The sequence below is a fragment of the Psychrobacter sp. JCM 18902 genome (assembly GCF_904846615.1).
Lineage (GTDB): Bacteria > Pseudomonadota > Gammaproteobacteria > Pseudomonadales > Moraxellaceae > Psychrobacter.
The window spans coordinates 2235079-2251147 of record NZ_CAJHBK010000001.1 but is presented as its reverse complement, the minus strand read 5'-3'; the positions used below and the strand labels follow the sequence as shown (position 1 = coordinate 2251147).

Sequence of the window (16069 nt, the reverse complement as noted above, 5' to 3'; positions counted from 1 at the left end):
AGTTTGTCATGAGTGACGCTGATATTGACGACGATTTTGATGATGATTTTGTCGACGATGATGATGCAAAGATGGTGGAAGAGGCCGAGACGAGCGTGCGTACGCGCTTAAGTAGTCTTGAGAAGCGTCGACTGATCGATAATCTGCTAGAAGAGAAGCGTTTGGCCAAAGAGCTAAAGGATGATCTAGACGATATAGACAATTTCGATGAAGATGGTGATGATTGGGATGATGACGATCTTTAGTGTTTAAACTTAAGTCATAGCCTAATGTGAAAGTGCTCAGTCATTTAAGCCGACTAAAGCCTTTTAATAACGGCATATTAGCTGATAGTGTAATGCTAATGATATCGCGATCGTTATTTTTCGATGGTTGCTAGCAACCCGCTCTATGCAATGATTCTTATTTTATAAAGATGGTTTGGGTGCTTTACCGAAACCATTTTTACCTTCAAATTATCCACTATTCTGCACTTAACCGATCGTTTATGGCGACAGCTGCACTCTATCTTTCAAGGACAATTACATCATGAGTAACCAACTAAGCTTCGATGAATTATTAGACTATTTGGACAATCAAGAGAGCCCATTTGTGCTTGATAGTGTCGCCGCGCATGGTTTTTTGACAGCGACAGTTATTGGGCGTCCATTACCGAATTGGCTGGATGCACTGTTTGAAGGCCATGTTAGTGAAATCCCAGAAAACGTCATCGACGGTATTCAGCGCTGGCGCGATTCTATTATCGCTGAGCTAAAAAACGAGACGCCTATTGAGCTACCGTTTGGTGAAGATGCGGGTGATGAAGAAGTGGCCGTTGATTTTTCAGATGAATCAGATATCGTTGCTTGGTCCATTGGCTTTGTCGATGCGATGTATGGCGACGAAGCCAGCGATTGGTTTGAAGATGAAGAAACGGCTGAAGATGTGGCTGTCTTGACTTTACCAATGATTTTGCTAAGCGGTATCGATGATGAAGATCCAGAGCTTGCAGAGATGCGTAAAGATGAAGACAAGCTGGCACAAATGGCCAATAGCATCGAAGGCAATTTGACCGAGTTATTTTTATTGTTCCATACCAACGATTAGCCTTTTTTATCAATATACGGGCAGCGTGGTTTGGTCTATATCCAAGTTGACGCTGTCTATATAACGTCACCGATAAGGTCGTATTATGACTGTGCAACTCTCCAATCTTGAGCATTTGCCCAACTATCAGATCACCGAGCGTTTAGATGTGGTGTACGGCAGTACCGTACGCTCAAAACATGTCGGCAAAGACTTGTTTGCTGGACTTAAGAATATCGTCGGTGGTGAGTTAACGGCTTATACTGAGCTGTTAGAAGAGTCACGCCAAGAGGCGATCGATCGGATGATTGTCAAAGCAGAAGCTTTGGGTGCAGATGCGGTGGTGGGGTTGCGTTTTTCGACCTCTAGCATCGCGCAGGGAGCTTCTGAATTGTTTGTCTATGGCACCGCTGTCAAAGCCATACCGATGCCGCAGAAAGTCTATCAAACCCCACCGAGCGACTCTTATCATCAGTCTGGTCAACAGCCAAATCTACAAAATTCTGCACCGACAGCGACCGATGACTTGCCACGTTTCAACCCTTTTGGTTAGCTAACCAAATCTTAAAGCATCGATGCTTTTTTCTGATAAGTTTATGACAAGAGACGTGCCATGAATAACTCCCTTACCCAAATGCTTATCAATTACGCACCGTTTATTTTATTATTCGCTGCTGGTTGGTTCTTTGGGTCGCGTCATGAGCGCCAACATCTCGCGCAGTTAAGCATTGCAGAGCAAGAATTAAGCCATATTATGGTCTCAAGTGAGCGCTTTTATGTGCCAAAACTTGTTGCCAATACTGAGGGCGAGCTGGTACTTGGCAGCGTGGTTATTGCCCAAGATTATTTCAAAATGATTATCGCTCGGGTATTGAGCATTTTTGGCAAAAACCTGACCACTTACGAGACCTTACTCGACCGTGCCCGCCGCGAAGCTCTTGTACGTATGCGTACCGAAGCACAAGCCAAAGGCTATAACCATATTTACGGTTTACGTCTAGAAGTTAGCAATATCAATCAATTGGGCAGCATGGTTGAAGCCATCGCTTATGGCACTGCAGTGAACAGCCGTGAGCAACTCTAAAGCGCAATGAATCACTCAGAATTAATGTAATCAATATCTATGCTTGAATGCTATTCATGCGTTTTGATTGTCCCTCATGTATACCTTCTCTTACTTACCTCACCTGTTATTTATAAAGAATAAACCATGCTTCTTCTACAGATTATCGCTGGATTTATGATCCTTTATATCGTCATAAAAGTCGCCAGTTGGTTTGGAAGCCGCGACAATTCGCCAGTTTCTTTGGATTCTTCTTGGGATCAGGATAATCTTGACGATAGCGATGGTAGTGATTCAAGCAGCAGCGACTCAAGTAGCGGTGATTCAGGTGGTGGTGATTCAGGTGGTGGTGATTCAGGTGGTGGTGATTCAGGTGGTGGTGATTCAGGTGGTGGTGATTGAAGGTTGCTGTTCAATGATATTTCATCGTTTTCTAAACCCAAACACCATATTTGACTGATGAGTCGTTGAATAAAGCAAATAAGGGCGACTTTACCCCTATATACTTGCTTTTACCATGTCTTATTTTTTGCTGTTTTTTTAATTGATTGTCGGTGTTTAACGGCTATTGATTATGAGGATACGCCTTAGCAAGGATTGCTAATCAGGTGTCATTTAATCAGCATACTCGGTCTATAAAATTCATCTATAAATTGAACCTATAAACAGCTCTTATCTACAAGGATGTAGTTATGGAAGGTCTTGCCATAGTCACGTTAGTCAATTCAGTTATCATTCCTATTTGTCTGTTTTTAATCATGATGGGCATGGGTCTGACCCTCGTCACCAACGATTTTAAACGGGTTTTAAAATATCCAAAAGCAGTCGGCATTGGCTTGACCAATCAGTTGATACTGTTACCTATCATTGGCTTTGCCTTGGCCAATATCATGCCATTACGCCCAGAGTATGCCGTCGGAGTTATGCTCCTCGTATTGTGTCCGGGTGGCACTACCTCAAACTTATTTACCTATTTAGCCAAAGGCGATGTGGCACTGTCGGTGACGATGACCGCGATTGCGAGCGTGATTACCGTCTTTACCATTCCCATTGTGCTGAGTTTTTCATTGATTTATTTTATGGGCAGCGGTAGTGAGTTTGAGTTGCCAGTAGTAAAAACGATGCTGACTTTGGTGGTACTGACGATAGTACCTATTAGTGTCGGTATGCTGATTAAACGCTATGCACCAACCGTTGCCGATCGCTCACAAGTCTATGTGTCTCGATTTGGGGTGATATTTTTAACGTTTTTAGTGCTGTTTTTGGGCTATGTGCAACGCGATATCATTGTCGACGCCTTTATCGCTACTGGTCCCGTATCGGTATTATTAAATCTCTCAACCATGGCGCTCGGTTATTATAGTAGTAAATGGGTCGGTCTCAACTGGGCGCAAAGAACCTCGGTGACGCTAGAAGTCGGTCTACAAAACAGTACCTTGTCGATATTTATGGCATTGACGTTATTATCTAACTACGATATGTCAATGATGCCAGCCATTTATACCTTGGTGATGTTCTTAAGCGCGGGGATTTTGGTGCGTATATTTAGCGCTCAACACGATAAGCTGAGAAAATCTGAAATAGAAGATAGCGTGTTGGCAGCGCGTATGCTGTAGATGCTGAAAACCCATAACAGGTTTAAATATTGAACCTTGTTATGGGTAATAGGTGAGTTATCTATTTATAGCATTTAGCATTAACCAATACCAATCAAGGTCGGCGGGTATTTATACTGGTTTTAGATTCCGCTTGTTCACTAGCCGTTTGTTCTTTCACTTTTTCGATTTGAAATAAGAAGGTACGGTTTTTGAGTACCGCCACAAACACCACGCCGCCGACGGTATTGCCCAGCAATATCACTACTAAAAACAGTAAATAACGCCCCAAGCTGACGGTATTGCCGTATAGCAAGGCAGAAAAAATCTCAATGTTGCCCACGATACTGTGGTGCAATCCTAAAAAACCAATACTGCCAGTAATAAGCGTCACCAAAACGATGCGGCTAAGGGTGTCGCGTGCTGAGGTCACAAGCCACGCAGTGACGCCCATCATCCAACCTGCTAAGATGGCGCTACCAAATATGACCCACCACCTAAATCCTAAAATGTGTTCGGCATAAGTGTCGATGTCGCTCACGCTAAACAGCTGCATATTTAAACCCAAACCTATCATCAATGCGGCAAACAAACAACCGCCAACGATGTTGCCAGCAATGACAATGCCCCAAAGGCGTAGCAGTTTATGCAGCGGTTCAATCTTGTTAAGCACAGGTAGGCTTAACAGCGATGTCTGTTCGGTGAATAATAGCGACTGACCAATGACGACGATGATAAATCCAATTGGGTAAAGTAGGGAGGCGAGCACGATCGCGTATTGGCTTGGTAGTACGCCACTCAACAGCGCAAAAGCTGATAAAATCATAAAGAAGCTAATGCCAATCTCAAGCCCAGCGGTAAAAGCACTGGTAAATAGCGAGCCAAGCGAACGTTCAAAGGTTTCTTTGGCATCCATCACCTGCTCAACCAAGATACTGGCATAGCTCTTTGCTTGACTCAAGTTATCATCATTGGCGACTTTTTTGATGGTTTCTTTATCTGCTTCGCTCATATCTTCAGAGAAATCTTCGTCTTCTAAACTTTCTGTCGCCTCGGTGTCATCTGGTATCGCAGGCTTGCTAATGTCTTTATCTTCAGCAGTAGATGATTGATAAACGCTATCATCAATCAAGCGCTTATCGTCTATTTCATTAGCGTCAGATTCATCAGCTTGAGCGCTGTTGAGTGGCTGCTATTGTTATAGGTGTGCTCGGTATCTTTGGACACGGTCGGCTCGCTGTTTATAAAATCATGATTTTAGGATAAAGACGCCATTTATATGCTAGTGATGTTATAAAATATATCTCATAGCATGACCCATATTTTATAACATCACTAGCACTTATTTTGTTGGAATCTCATTCGATTGAGGGCCTTTATGGGCTTTTGCGCTTATTAATGGGGCAATGCCACTCTGCAAGTCTGATAAATTGCCTTAGCATCTAACAAAATCTGGCCATCTGCGTTAAAATCACTCTATTCATGATTTTCCTAATTTTTATATTCGCTTTAATCACATTCAATCAATAAAAGATAATGCCATTATGAGTAACCACAACCTCACTACATCTATTCAAGCGGCCTTAAGCCAGTTAGAGAATGCGTACAATCCTGCGGAAGTCGAAGCAGGCATGTATCAAGGCTGGGAAGAAAGCGGCTATTTTAAGCCGACGTTTGACAAAGAAGAGTCATTTTCTATCGCACTACCACCGCCGAACGTCACCGGCTCTCTGCATATGGGTCATGGATTTAACAACGCGATTATGGATGCGCTCACGCGTTATCATCGCATGGATGGTGACAATACGCTTTGGCAACCGGGTACAGATCATGCTGGTATCGCGACCCAAATGGTCGTTGAACGTCGCCTCGAAGCACAAGGACTCAAACGCCGTGATATGACGCGTGAAGACTTCGTCGATAAAGTGTGGGAATGGAAAGAAGAATCGGGCGGCAATATCACCAGCCAAATTCGCCGTTTGGGCAGCTCGGTTGATTGGTCGCGTGAGCGCTTTACCATGGATGATGGTCTGTCTAACGCGGTAAAAGAAGTGTTCGTTCGTCTGTTTGACGATGGGCTTATCTATCGTGGTAAGCGTTTGGTCAACTGGGATCCTAAGTTCCAAACCGCGCTATCTGACCTAGAAGTCGAAAATCATGATGAAAAAGGCAGCTTGTGGCATTTCCGCTATCATTTCACGGATAAAGACCTAACCACCCAAGATGGCAAAAACTATCTTGTGGTAGCCACCACGCGTCCTGAGACATTGCTTGGTGATACGGCTGTCGCGGTCAATCCTAGCGATGAGCGTTATGCACATTTAGTTGGCAAAACCATTACTCTGCCAATCACTGGTCGCGTCGTGCCTATCGTCGCTGATGATTATGTCGAAAAAGACTTCGGTACGGGCTGTGTAAAAATCACCCCAGCGCATGATTTTAACGATTATGAACTGGGCCGTCGTCATAGCTTGCCATTGATTAATATCCTTGATGAGCGTGCTAACATTTTGCCAGCGATGGAAGTCTATCCTGATCTGCAAACGCGTGAGCCAGAATTAGAAACCACGCCTAGCGAATATGCAGGACTTGAGCGTTTTGCCGCTCGTAAGTTCCTTGTAGCGCAAGCAGGCGAGCAGGGCTGGCTAGAAGATATCGAAGACTATGCACTAAAAGCTCCGCGTGCTGAGCGTGGCGGCACGATCGTTGAGCCGTGGTTGACCGATCAGTGGTATGTGGCGGTCAAAGAGCTTGCCAAGCCTGCGATTGACGCAGTAGAAGACGGCAGCATCGAGTTCGTCCCTGCACAGTATAAAAACATGTATATGTCGTGGATGACCGATCTGCAAGATTGGTGTATCAGCCGTCAGTTGTGGTGGGGACATCGCATCCCTGCATGGTATGACGATGCGACTGGCGAGATTTATGTGGCTCGTGATGAAGCAGAAGTGCGTACTAAGTACAATCTAAGCGACGACATTAAATTACGCCAAGATGACGACGTACTCGATACGTGGTTTAGCTCTGGTCTATGGACGTTTAGTACGCTTGACTGGGCGGACGTCAATGCTGATCCACGCGTGCTTGAAACCTTTCACCCGACCAGCGTGTTGGTGACGGGTTTTGACATTATCTTTTTTTGGGTTGCCCGCATGATCATGATGACCATGCACTTCGTGAAAAATGAAGATGGCACGCCGCAAGTACCATTTAAGACCGTCTATGTGCATGGTCTGGTACGCGATGGCAATGGTCAAAAAATGTCAAAATCTAAAGGCAACGTCTTAGATCCGATTGACCTCATCGACGGTATTGATCTAGAAGCGCTGGTAGAAAAACGCACCAGCAATATGATGAATCCAAAAGATGCGGCCAAAATCGAAAAGCAAACGCGTAAAGAGTTCCCAGAAGGCATCCCAGCGTTTGGTACGGATGCACTGCGCTTTACCTTTACCTCACTTGCTAGTACGGGTCGCGATATCAACTTTGATCTAAAGCGTGTCGAAGGCTATCGTAACTTCTGTAATAAAATCTGGAACGCCAGCCGTTTTGTACTCATGAACTGCGTCGATAGCGAAGGCAATGCCAAGCCTATCGACCAAGCGGCAAACCCTGACGTTTGGGAATTGCCAGAAAAATGGATCATGAGTCGTCTGAACTCTACCGTTGGCGATATCCACCAGCATTTCGCCCAGTATCGTCTCGATATGGTCAGCCAAGATATCTATGAGTTTATCTGGAATGAGTACTGTGATTGGTACGTTGAGCTTGCCAAAGCCAGTCTCAATGATGACTCGGTATCTGACGAGCGTAAAGCGCAAATTCGTTATGTACTGCTGCACGTGCTAGAGACAGCGCTACGCTTTAGCCATCCAATCATGCCATATCTGACCGAGCAAATCTGGCAGACGGTTGCGCCACTACTAGGTCGTAAAAATACTGAAAGCATCGTCGTTGCTGACTATCCACAAACGGATGACGCCCAAATCAGTGAGCAAGTCGAAGCCGATATGGCATGGCTACAAGAGCTAATCGCGAGTGTCCGTAATATCCGTGGTGAGATGAAACTCGGCAATGCGGTACGTCTGCCAGTATTGCTGCAAAATATCTCTGCTGATGAAGATGCGCGTCTATCCCGTATCAAAAATCAGTTCAAAGCGCTTGCCAAAGTCGAGAGCCTAGAGATCGTCAAAGAAGGCGATGAAGTGCCGTTGTCATCATCAAGCATGGTCGGTCAGCTGCGCGTCCTTGTACCCATGAAAGGTCTGATTGATCCTACGGCTGAGCTGGCTCGTTTGGGTAAGTCATATGATAAGTTGAAAGGTCAAGCCGAAGGCATCGCGCGTAAGCTTGGTAATGAAGGCTTTGTGAGTAAAGCCCCTGCGGAAGTGGTCGATGCTGAGAAGGCGAAATTGGCTGAGCTGGAAGGGCAGTTGACGGCTATGGCGGGGCAGATGGAAGAGTTAAAGGCGTTGTAATATTTTTAACTTAGACATAAAAAGCCACCTGATTTTAGGTGGCTTTTTATTTTCCCCATATAATATTTTAGATGTATTAGTTTGGAACTAATATGTTTACTAGAGATATCGAGCGTGGACGATATATCGCAGTATACGTACCAAATTCTTCTATTATGATGTGAATTAATGCTAGCTGTAAGAAAATGATTTTATTCTTTTGAAACGTGAGATGTTCAACTGAGTCTATATTTCGTAAATCGTTTCCATGTGCTACTTCATGTCTACGCTTATTCAACTGATCTAAAAATTCTTCCCATAAAGTTCTTTCTTTACGCTGTTTAGATGTATTGGTTAATATATTAAAAGATTTGCTTGTATATTGATAAGGAAAATTTAAGCTACAGTTATGTAACTCATAAGTATACTCCGAGATCTTATCTTCTAGATAACTATTTCCCTCTGAAAAAACTAGTTCATAGCGAGAGGACTTCAAAATCTGAAATACTATATTTATACCCAAATTATCGAATAACGTTTCAATAATTTGAGGTTTAGGGTTGTTGTTTTTACTGTATAAAAAAGGTTTGAAGTTTATATTGGAGTTAAGTATTTTAAACTCTTCTATTAGAATATTAGTCAGTGTATTTTTAGCCTTATCAGTAGATTGACTATCTAGAAATTTCGAGCAATAGTGCCTTTGAATAGCTTCGCTGAGTTCATTAAATCTATAATTATCGTTTAAATCATCTATCGTATTCCTAATTAAATCCTTATAAAAACCTTCTAGGTTAGTAACCATAAGTACAGTAACTGATCTACAGATAGCATCATGCAGAGCAACATTTGTCTCTTTATGATCTTCGGCTGCCTTGAGTAGTGTAGTGATCTCGTCCCATCTACTCTCTAGCTCGTTTATTAATAAATTAAGGTAATTCTGACTCATAGAAGAGTCTCAATAGACTTATCAATTCTAGTATGTACTTTCGAGGCATCATTTGTACTACCTTCTACAGTTTTAAAGTAATCAGTGTCATGAAATAAGGTTCGGAAAGTATCTATATTCAAAATGGTTGAAGGTGGCATCTTAGATAGCGGTACAACTAAAGAGTCATAAACTGCTACATTAAAATTAGACATCCATTCGAGCTGACCATCCTTACTTCTGTATTTAGTAAAGGGTAATTCAACATCTGAATTTTCAATTATTTGAAAAGTGTTTATAAAATTTTTCTTTAGTATAGATAGTTCGTCCAAACTAAGCTCGTTGAACTCTGTCATTTTTCTAGTAAGGAAGTTTTTGAAAGAACTCTTGTATTGCTTGTACCCATCCTTATAAGAGAGAGCAAAATATCTCAATACTAGCTCTTCATCTTCCATTTTATCGATTTTTTTATCAGTGAGTTTTGTTGCTGAGATGAACAAATGATTCTTAGCTAACTCTTTTATCAATTTTTTAAACGGGCCTCTACAAGTAGCATTTCTAAGTTCTTGTGGTTCTAATTTTACAGATCCAGAATTGAGACGTTCGAAGATGTCATATTTTACTTGATTATCTATAGTTGAGTCGATGCGCAAGCAGCGAATAGTTCTCTCTTCAAGTCGTCTTATTAGGAAAGAGGGAAGTTGATTGTGCTTCAACCCATTAAGCTCTTCAAGAACTTCCAATCCTTCCAAAATAAGATCGTTCATCAGAAATTTATGTATAGCAGTTAATCTTTGTTGACCATCTATGACTGAGTAGCGAGCTATTCCTTCGTCCACTTCATCGTCTACATCAACGTCTTGTGAGATATAAATTAATGGAACTGGGATGTTTAGAATAAGACTTTCGATTAGTTTAGAAGAAGTACTATTCTCCCACCTATGATTCCTTTGATATTCTGGATTTAGTTTTATGATTCCATTGTTTATTTTTTTTACAAGCGTCTCTAAGTCATACTCAATATTCTGAGTTTTCACTGTTCGCTCTTTGGCTTTGTTTTGTATGTCTTTTAAGTTATCTGCAAGCATGATGTTTACCTAGTATTAAATTCTGTCTGCTACTATGAACATAGTAGCAAATAACATCTTCAATGTAATAAGCGAAAACAAAATTCTAATTTAACAAAATAATATTAATTGTACTGAGGAACACCATGAACCATCTCACCGTCGGACAGCGCTCACCTTTAAGCAATCTTGCTATTGACGATGCCGCACCCATCACGCTTAAGTTCACCCGCCAAAGCCCGATAGAGATGGACATCAGCTGCTTTGTCTTAGATACAGCGGGCAAACTGATCAACGATGATTACATGGTGTTTTACAATCAGCCAACCTCACCTTGTGGGCAAATTAAGCTCACTTATTACGAGTCGCAGCCAACGACAAATAAAGGCATCCAAGCCGAGTTTGAAGTGAATTTATCCAAACTGGCTACGAATATAGACAGCTTGTTTTTTGTGTTATCAGCCGATACGCCACTCAATCAAATTCAATCGTTAGAGATTGGCATTTGGCAGCAATCACAAAAAGTGCAGGCAGCGTATCAAGCCGCAGACTTTGCTCAGCAGCAAGCCAGTATGCTCATGCAGCTGTATCGTAAGAGTGGCGTTTGGCGAGTATCCAACGTCGCGCAAGGCTTTAATGGTGGACTTGCCGCCATCGTGCAGCACTTCGGTGGTGATGTAGAAGAGGGTAGTCCGCAAGTACTCGAGCCGACCGCAACACCCGTCCAAGCAAAACCATCGCTAGAAAAGGTCATGCTAGACAAAGCACCAAAACTGGTCAATCTCGCCAAAAAAGCCACGATATCGCTTGAGAAACGCCAATTGCAGCAATTAACCGCAAAGGTAGCGTTGGTGTTAGATGCCTCAGGTTCAATGAACAGACAGTATAAAAAAGGCCGCGTGCAAGAGGTGGTCAACCGCTTATTGCCATTAGCGGTAAGCTTCGATGATGACCAAGCGCTAGACTGCTGGGCGTTTGCCCGAGATCCGCAGTATTTGGGTGAGATTGGGCTGAGCAACTATGACGGTTTCATTGACAACGCTCATGGCGGCTGGCGCAAATGGGCACTTGGCCCACGTGTGAATAACGAAGCAGAAGTCATGAAAGCCGTGACGGAGTTTTATCAAAAGGACGGCTTAGATGTGCCTGTATACGTGCTATTTATCAGTGATGGCGGGGTGAATGACAATCGCGGTATCACCAGAGTCATGACGGAAGCCGCGAAACTGCCGATATTTTGGCAGTTCGTGGGCTTGGGTGGTCGTGGTTATGGCATCCTAAAAAAACTAGACGACATGACAGGGCGCGTGATTGATAATTGCGACTTTTTTGAACTCGATGATTTGGATGATATCAGCGAAGAAGCCCTGTATGAAAACATGCTAGAAGAGTTCCCAATGTGGCTCAAAGAGGCACGCGAGATAGGATTGATAGCGAAATAACTAAATTAGGATAGTATCTTCAACGATAAAACCGTTCATAGTCCAGCTATGAGCGGTTTTTTATTGCAAAAAATTCAGTCAAAGGTTGTGAGTTCACTTACCCAACCACTAACCAAACATACCTATTAATAGCAAAAACCTCGTAAAAATAGCCTTGTACCATTTTGAGTGATATTGCATGCTTAGCTACCTATGATAGGTAGGCAGTTCTATAAATGATTATCTGGTTTAACAATCTAGCTGTCTAACCTTCATTAAATATTAGCCACTCTATATCATTCAATGACAGTATTTTTATGAGCCAACACAAAAAAGCCTTTTATTATCGACCCAAAACCAATCAGCATAACAGCCCAACGGTGCGTTGGACGTTTGTCATACTGGGCTGGCTATTTTTTGTATTAGGGATTATCGGTGTATTACTGCCAGTCATGCCGACTGCGCCTTTTATATTATTAGCAGCAGGTTGCTGGGCACGTAGTTCCAGGCGCTTTCATTTTTGGTTGATTAATCATAAATACTTTGGGAAATTTGTCCGCGATTGGGAAAATAATCATGCGGTGCCACTCTATGCTAAGTGGTTAGCGACAATAATGATGACTATTTCAACAACGATGTTATTTTTTAATATTCCCGCCGATATGATATGGGTGGCATGGCTGGTAGCCGTGGTCTGTACTGGGGTAGCGGTCTATATGTTCCGTTTGCCAAATGCCTAAAATACATTGATTTTCAGGTCAAAAATCGTAAGAAATGGGCTTTAGTTACATGAAAGCTAAGATAAGACTTGCGAAATCAGGATGTTCCCCCTATAATACGTCCAAGCTTAAGAGCAGTTCTGCACCAAATCATTACCTCGTAGTATTAGTTATAATCCTTCGTTTTAATATTTATCGTTCAGTAGCTATTTGCAAGCGTTATCGGTCACTAGGCCATTAATAAATTTAAAAGTAGGATTATATTATGTCAGACGTTCAAAAAGGTACAGTTAAGTGGTTCAACGAAGCTAAAGGCTTTGGTTTTATCGCTCCAGAAACTGGCGCAGACGTTTTTGCTCATTACAGCGAAATCACTGGTTCAGGCTTCAAAACTTTAGCTGAAGGCCAAGAAGTTGAGTTCACTGTAACTCAAGGTCAAAAAGGCCCACAAGCCCATAACATCGTTGCTATCTAATTTGTCTTTATAGACACTTAGAGCAAGATGAAAAAAAAGCGAACCTTCGGGTTCGTTTTTTTTCGTCTACGATTTAAGATAAGCTATTTGCAATTAAAAGCTTAATATCTATAACGTAACGTGCGCTTTATGTTGAGTAGCTTTTAAATCAGACGATAAACCAAGAAAGCCGATGACTAGTATAGTCATCGGCTTTTTTAATCTATATAACTCATGGCAAGAATGATAACGAACGGTAAGGATGTTTGGTAGTTTACTTTAGCCAAGCAAGCTTATACCAATATTAATCAACCCACCGCCAACGATCAACCAAGCGAACATAATCGCTCCTAAGATAAGGGGCTTAACGCCAGCTTGTTTGATAGCGCCCAAATGCGTGGTTAGACCCAGCGCAAACATCGCCATGGTGAGCAGCACATCGTCTAGCATCACCATACTACGCTCAAAGCTTGCGGTCATCGGCACCCAAGTGTGTAGTAAAACGATGGCAATGAATATAAAGGCAAACCAAGGTACTTTGACTTGTTGAACGCGATTTATAAACGATGGTTTTTTGCCATTGTCGCTGCTACCTTTGGTTAAGGCAAACGATAAAATAAGTAAAAAAGGGGCAAGCATCATGACGCGTATCATCTTGGTGACAACCGCTGTGTCACCCACTTCGGGACTGACGGCGTTACCAGCGACGACGACTTGCGCCACTTCATGAATGGTGGAACCCGTATAAATCCCGTACTGCTGAGCATTTAGCCAAGGTTGCAACCAACCAAGATGGTATAAAAACGGATAGAGCAGCATCGCAACCGTACCAAAGACCACCACTGTCGCCACGGCAATAGTGACTTTGTGGGCTTCCGCTTTGACCACAGGCTCTGCGGCAATAACCGCGGCGGCACCGCAAATGCTTGCGCCTGACCCAATCAATAGCGTCGTTTGTTTATCGACTTTTAACCATCGGGTACCTATCCAATAGGTGAGTAAAAAGGTCGATGTCAATACCAACGCATCACTCATCACCGCAGACAGTCCGACACTTGATACTTGCGTTAGGGTTAGCTTAAAGCCATAAAACATGATGGCGAGGCGCAATATTTGACCTTTGGCAAATGCCACGCCGACACTTAAGCGCTCAGCAAGGTTAGGATAGACCGTATTGCCCAATACCATACCAATGAGAATGGCTAAAGTGAGAGAAGACAAGCCAACGATACGTCCATTGGTCCATGTGTTGACACTAGTATTGAGCCACAAACAAAATAAGCTACCAATCAGCACGACGATAAGCCCTGCTAAATGGCGGCTGCGCGGGAGATAGTTATTTACTGATTGGGTCAAGGCGTACATGATTGACTGTCCTATTATGTATTATCTATAATCGAAATAAGCATAAGCTTATGAATAGACATTATAAGGCAGACCAATCTATAATAAAAACAGATTAATTAGATAAAAACTATCGATTTTTTAGGTTAGTAAAACTCTTTGGGCTAAAAAGATGGGTTTTTAGATAATAAAGGGCTTTTAAAGTAACAGGTGGTTTTTAGATTGTATCAATAAGATAGGATGTCAGAGAAATTATGAAAAAAGCCATGCAGGTATTACCAAAGATTACCCTCAAGCAATTATCAGTGTTTGTCAGTATTTATCAAACGGGTAGTACCAGCCGTGCCAGTGAAGCGCTGCATTTGTCGCAGTCGGCCGTCAGTAGTGCGCTGACAGAATTAGAAGCAAGGCTGCAGATGCCATTGTTTGAGCGCATCGGGCGTAGGCTCAATCAGCACCCCAACGCCCATCCTATTTATATACAGGCACAAGCTATCTTGGGGCAGGCCTTAACTCTAGAGCATTATCATAAGCATCAAGCAGGGCAGATTCATATCGGTGCCAGTACCACGATTGGCAATTATGTGCTGCCGCCGCTGCTTGCCAAGCTATATGCGACGCTACCCGATGCCCATATCGATATGTATATCGCCAATACTCAAGAAGTGGTCAGCGAAGTTGAGCAGTTAAATATTGATATTGCGCTCGTAGAGGGTATGCCGCGTCCAACAGATATGAAGGTGATCGAGCAGCGTGCGTGGCGGACAGATACCTTGATGATCTTTACCAAGCGCGATAGCAAATGGTTGACAGGCATGACCGCGTATAACGATGCGGATAATTGCTACGAGCTTAGCATTGCACAACTGGCAAAGCTGCCGTTATTGGTACGAGAAGCAGGGTCAGGTACACGGCAGATTATCGACGAGCAGCTACTCAAACATTTGCCTGATGCAGAAATTGTGATGGCGATTCAGCAGTCGGAAGCCATTAAACATATGGTGAGTGCAGATATTGGTCTTGGCTGTTTATCACAGCATGTCATTCAGGCAGAGCTAACAGCAGGAGCGCTGGTACAGGTGAAAGTCGCGGGCATCGATTTGTCACGGACTTGGTGGCTAGTGTGGCATAAAGCCCGCCATCAAAGCCCGATTTGGCAAAGCTTTATTGATATTTTGACAGAAGATTAATTTTAGTGATAAATATAGAGGTATTAGAAATATAGAGGTATTAGCGAGAATATCTACTATTTCAATGAACAATAAAAAAGCGCACTGTCAGACAATGCGCTTTTTTTAATGAGCTTTTTTAATAGTTTTAACTAACTTGGAAACAACGTTAAGTCTTTTTTTAAACTACTTATTAACGGGCTTATCCAGTCTTACGACTAAGCTGTCGCATGGGACGTTAGGCAAGATATTATCTGCCGTCGCGCCACTGAGCCAAGCGGCGATACCATGGCGTTCATGACGACCGATGACCAGCAAATCAACGTCATGCTTGTGGCAATAGTTGACGATGCCTTCACTGTTAGAGATGGCAGTGGTCACTTCAGAATTCACCGCATGTAGATCATTACGCTCCAAAAACTGTGCCAGTTTGGCACGCGCTTCTTGACAGCGTTCATCGTCAATTTCGTCATATAAGCTGGAGGCTGGCACCAATTCATAGCCAAAGCCAACCATGGTATCTTTGACAATATGTAATACCGATAACTTAGCGTTAGGACGATTCTCGACGATACGTTTGGCCTTTTGGGCGACCACATCAGCATCGGACATTAAGTCGGTGACCAATAAAATATGTTCGTAACTCATGAGCGGCTCCTTGTGACAGATGATTTTAACTATAGCACTACTGATGGCTGCTGTTAAGTAAGCTTTGAGTTCGCTTTGTGAAAATCTGACATTCTGCCATCTTGGTCATCTTTATCACTATAGTATCTTGACTTATGAAGGT

General features: G+C 42.9%; 16 protein-coding genes. 11 read left to right on the top strand and 5 right to left on the bottom strand.

Annotation, left to right across the window (positions count from 1 at the left end):
* Positions 1 to 8: 8 nt before the first annotated feature.
* The 6 genes from JMY05_RS09285 (at position 9) to JMY05_RS09260 (ending at position 3744) form a co-directional block, all read left to right on the top strand.
* On the top strand, positions 9 to 245 hold the full coding sequence (locus JMY05_RS09285; RefSeq protein WP_045443968.1) for a PA3496 family putative envelope integrity protein: 237 nt from the start codon (positions 9 to 11) through the stop codon (positions 243 to 245).
* Between the two features lie 283 nt (positions 246 to 528).
* Positions 529 to 1086, top strand: coding sequence for a YecA family protein (locus JMY05_RS09280; protein WP_055124803.1), 558 nt, complete (start codon positions 529 to 531; stop codon positions 1084 to 1086).
* A gap of 85 nt (positions 1087 to 1171) precedes the next feature.
* Positions 1172 to 1618: a YbjQ family protein gene (locus tag JMY05_RS09275; protein ID WP_201614895.1), complete on the top strand. Its 447-nt coding sequence runs from the start codon at positions 1172 to 1174 to the stop codon at positions 1616 to 1618.
* 60 nt (positions 1619 to 1678) lie between these two features.
* On the top strand, positions 1679 to 2149 hold the full coding sequence (locus JMY05_RS09270; protein WP_045443970.1) for a YbjQ family protein: 471 nt from the start codon (positions 1679 to 1681) through the stop codon (positions 2147 to 2149).
* Between the two features lie 126 nt (positions 2150 to 2275).
* Positions 2276 to 2530 (top strand): hypothetical protein, encoded by a 255-nt coding sequence (locus tag JMY05_RS09265; RefSeq protein ID WP_201614893.1) that lies wholly within the window; start codon positions 2276 to 2278, stop codon positions 2528 to 2530.
* Between the two features lie 290 nt (positions 2531 to 2820).
* A complete protein-coding gene (locus tag JMY05_RS09260) occupies positions 2821 to 3744 on the top strand; it encodes a bile acid:sodium symporter family protein (protein ID WP_045443973.1) in 924 nt (307 codons plus the stop codon).
* A 94-nt stretch (positions 3745 to 3838) separates the two neighbouring features.
* On the opposite strand, the gene JMY05_RS09255 is transcribed toward JMY05_RS09260, so the two are convergent.
* Positions 3839 to 4855 (bottom strand): formate/nitrite transporter family protein, encoded by a 1017-nt coding sequence (locus JMY05_RS09255; RefSeq protein ID WP_227678152.1) that lies wholly within the window; start codon positions 4853 to 4855, stop codon positions 3839 to 3841.
* Positions 4856 to 5267: 412 nt separating this feature from the next.
* Here JMY05_RS09255 and JMY05_RS09250 point away from each other — a divergent pair, with 412 nt between their 5' ends.
* The gene (locus JMY05_RS09250; RefSeq protein ID WP_201614891.1) at positions 5268 to 8201 is read left to right on the top strand and encodes a valine--tRNA ligase; all 2934 of its coding nucleotides are present in this window, start codon (positions 5268 to 5270) and stop codon (positions 8199 to 8201) included.
* A gap of 76 nt (positions 8202 to 8277) precedes the next feature.
* Here the strand turns inward: JMY05_RS09250 and JMY05_RS09245 are convergent, their stop codons facing one another.
* Together JMY05_RS09245 and JMY05_RS09240 are read right to left on the bottom strand one after the other, a co-directional pair.
* Positions 8278 to 9126: an MAE_28990/MAE_18760 family HEPN-like nuclease gene (locus JMY05_RS09245; RefSeq protein ID WP_045443982.1), complete on the bottom strand. Its 849-nt coding sequence runs from the start codon at positions 9124 to 9126 to the stop codon at positions 8278 to 8280.
* Positions 9123 to 10193 (bottom strand): DUF262 domain-containing protein, encoded by a 1071-nt coding sequence (locus tag JMY05_RS09240; protein WP_045443984.1) that lies wholly within the window; start codon positions 10191 to 10193, stop codon positions 9123 to 9125. The genes JMY05_RS09245 and JMY05_RS09240 overlap by 4 nt, the downstream gene beginning before the upstream one ends.
* Before the next feature lie 125 nt (positions 10194 to 10318).
* Here JMY05_RS09240 and JMY05_RS09235 point away from each other — a divergent pair, with 125 nt between their 5' ends.
* The 3 genes from JMY05_RS09235 to JMY05_RS09225 all read left to right on the top strand — a co-directional run bounded on the left by JMY05_RS09235 (position 10319) and on the right by JMY05_RS09225 (position 12787).
* Positions 10319 to 11614 carry a VWA domain-containing protein gene (locus JMY05_RS09235; protein WP_201614889.1) on the top strand — a complete coding sequence of 432 codons (1296 nt, stop codon included), beginning with the start codon at positions 10319 to 10321 and terminating at the stop codon, positions 11612 to 11614.
* A gap of 296 nt (positions 11615 to 11910) precedes the next feature.
* A complete protein-coding gene (locus tag JMY05_RS09230) occupies positions 11911 to 12333 on the top strand; it encodes a YbaN family protein (RefSeq protein WP_045443986.1) in 423 nt (140 codons plus the stop codon).
* Between the two features lie 244 nt (positions 12334 to 12577).
* Positions 12578 to 12787 (top strand): cold-shock protein, encoded by a 210-nt coding sequence (locus JMY05_RS09225; protein ID WP_045453470.1) that lies wholly within the window; start codon positions 12578 to 12580, stop codon positions 12785 to 12787.
* A 258-nt stretch (positions 12788 to 13045) separates the two neighbouring features.
* Here the strand turns inward: JMY05_RS09225 and JMY05_RS09220 are convergent, their stop codons facing one another.
* On the bottom strand, positions 13046 to 14131 hold the full coding sequence (locus JMY05_RS09220; protein ID WP_087813546.1) for a YeiH family protein: 1086 nt from the start codon (positions 14129 to 14131) through the stop codon (positions 13046 to 13048).
* 233 nt (positions 14132 to 14364) lie between these two features.
* On the opposite strand from JMY05_RS09220, the gene JMY05_RS09215 reads away from it, so the two are divergent.
* Entirely contained in the window at positions 14365 to 15300 is a 936-nt protein-coding gene (locus JMY05_RS09215) for a LysR substrate-binding domain-containing protein (RefSeq protein WP_045443990.1), read from the top strand.
* 165 nt (positions 15301 to 15465) lie between these two features.
* On the opposite strand, the gene JMY05_RS09210 is transcribed toward JMY05_RS09215, so the two are convergent.
* A complete protein-coding gene (locus JMY05_RS09210) occupies positions 15466 to 15927 on the bottom strand; it encodes a universal stress protein (protein ID WP_045453475.1) in 462 nt (153 codons plus the stop codon).
* Between the last annotated feature and the right edge of the window lie 142 nt (positions 15928 to 16069).

Excerpts from the sequence above, each read along its gene's own strand:
- JMY05_RS09235 (WP_201614889.1), top strand. The coding sequence starts at position 10,319 with ATGAACCATCTCACCGTCGGACAGCGCTCACCTTTAAGCAATCTTGCT.
- JMY05_RS09270 (WP_045443970.1), top strand. The coding sequence starts at position 1,679 with ATGAATAACTCCCTTACCCAAATGCTTATCAATTACGCACCGTTTATT.
- JMY05_RS09215 (WP_045443990.1), top strand. The coding sequence starts at position 14,365 with ATGAAAAAAGCCATGCAGGTATTACCAAAGATTACCCTCAAGCAATTA.
- JMY05_RS09245 (WP_045443982.1), bottom strand. The coding sequence starts at position 9,126 with ATGAGTCAGAATTACCTTAATTTATTAATAAACGAGCTAGAGAGTAGA.
- JMY05_RS09225 (WP_045453470.1), top strand. The coding sequence starts at position 12,578 with ATGTCAGACGTTCAAAAAGGTACAGTTAAGTGGTTCAACGAAGCTAAA.
- JMY05_RS09265 (WP_201614893.1), top strand. The coding sequence starts at position 2,276 with ATGCTTCTTCTACAGATTATCGCTGGATTTATGATCCTTTATATCGTC.
- JMY05_RS09285 (WP_045443968.1), top strand. The coding sequence starts at position 9 with ATGAGTGACGCTGATATTGACGACGATTTTGATGATGATTTTGTCGAC.
- JMY05_RS09260 (WP_045443973.1), top strand. The coding sequence starts at position 2,821 with ATGGAAGGTCTTGCCATAGTCACGTTAGTCAATTCAGTTATCATTCCT.
- JMY05_RS09230 (WP_045443986.1), top strand. The coding sequence starts at position 11,911 with ATGAGCCAACACAAAAAAGCCTTTTATTATCGACCCAAAACCAATCAG.
- JMY05_RS09250 (WP_201614891.1), top strand. The coding sequence starts at position 5,268 with ATGAGTAACCACAACCTCACTACATCTATTCAAGCGGCCTTAAGCCAG.
- JMY05_RS09280 (WP_055124803.1), top strand. The coding sequence starts at position 529 with ATGAGTAACCAACTAAGCTTCGATGAATTATTAGACTATTTGGACAAT.
- JMY05_RS09275 (WP_201614895.1), top strand. The coding sequence starts at position 1,172 with ATGACTGTGCAACTCTCCAATCTTGAGCATTTGCCCAACTATCAGATC.
- JMY05_RS09210 (WP_045453475.1), bottom strand. The coding sequence starts at position 15,927 with ATGAGTTACGAACATATTTTATTGGTCACCGACTTAATGTCCGATGCT.
- JMY05_RS09220 (WP_087813546.1), bottom strand. The coding sequence starts at position 14,131 with ATGTACGCCTTGACCCAATCAGTAAATAACTATCTCCCGCGCAGCCGC.
- JMY05_RS09240 (WP_045443984.1), bottom strand. The coding sequence starts at position 10,193 with ATGCTTGCAGATAACTTAAAAGACATACAAAACAAAGCCAAAGAGCGA.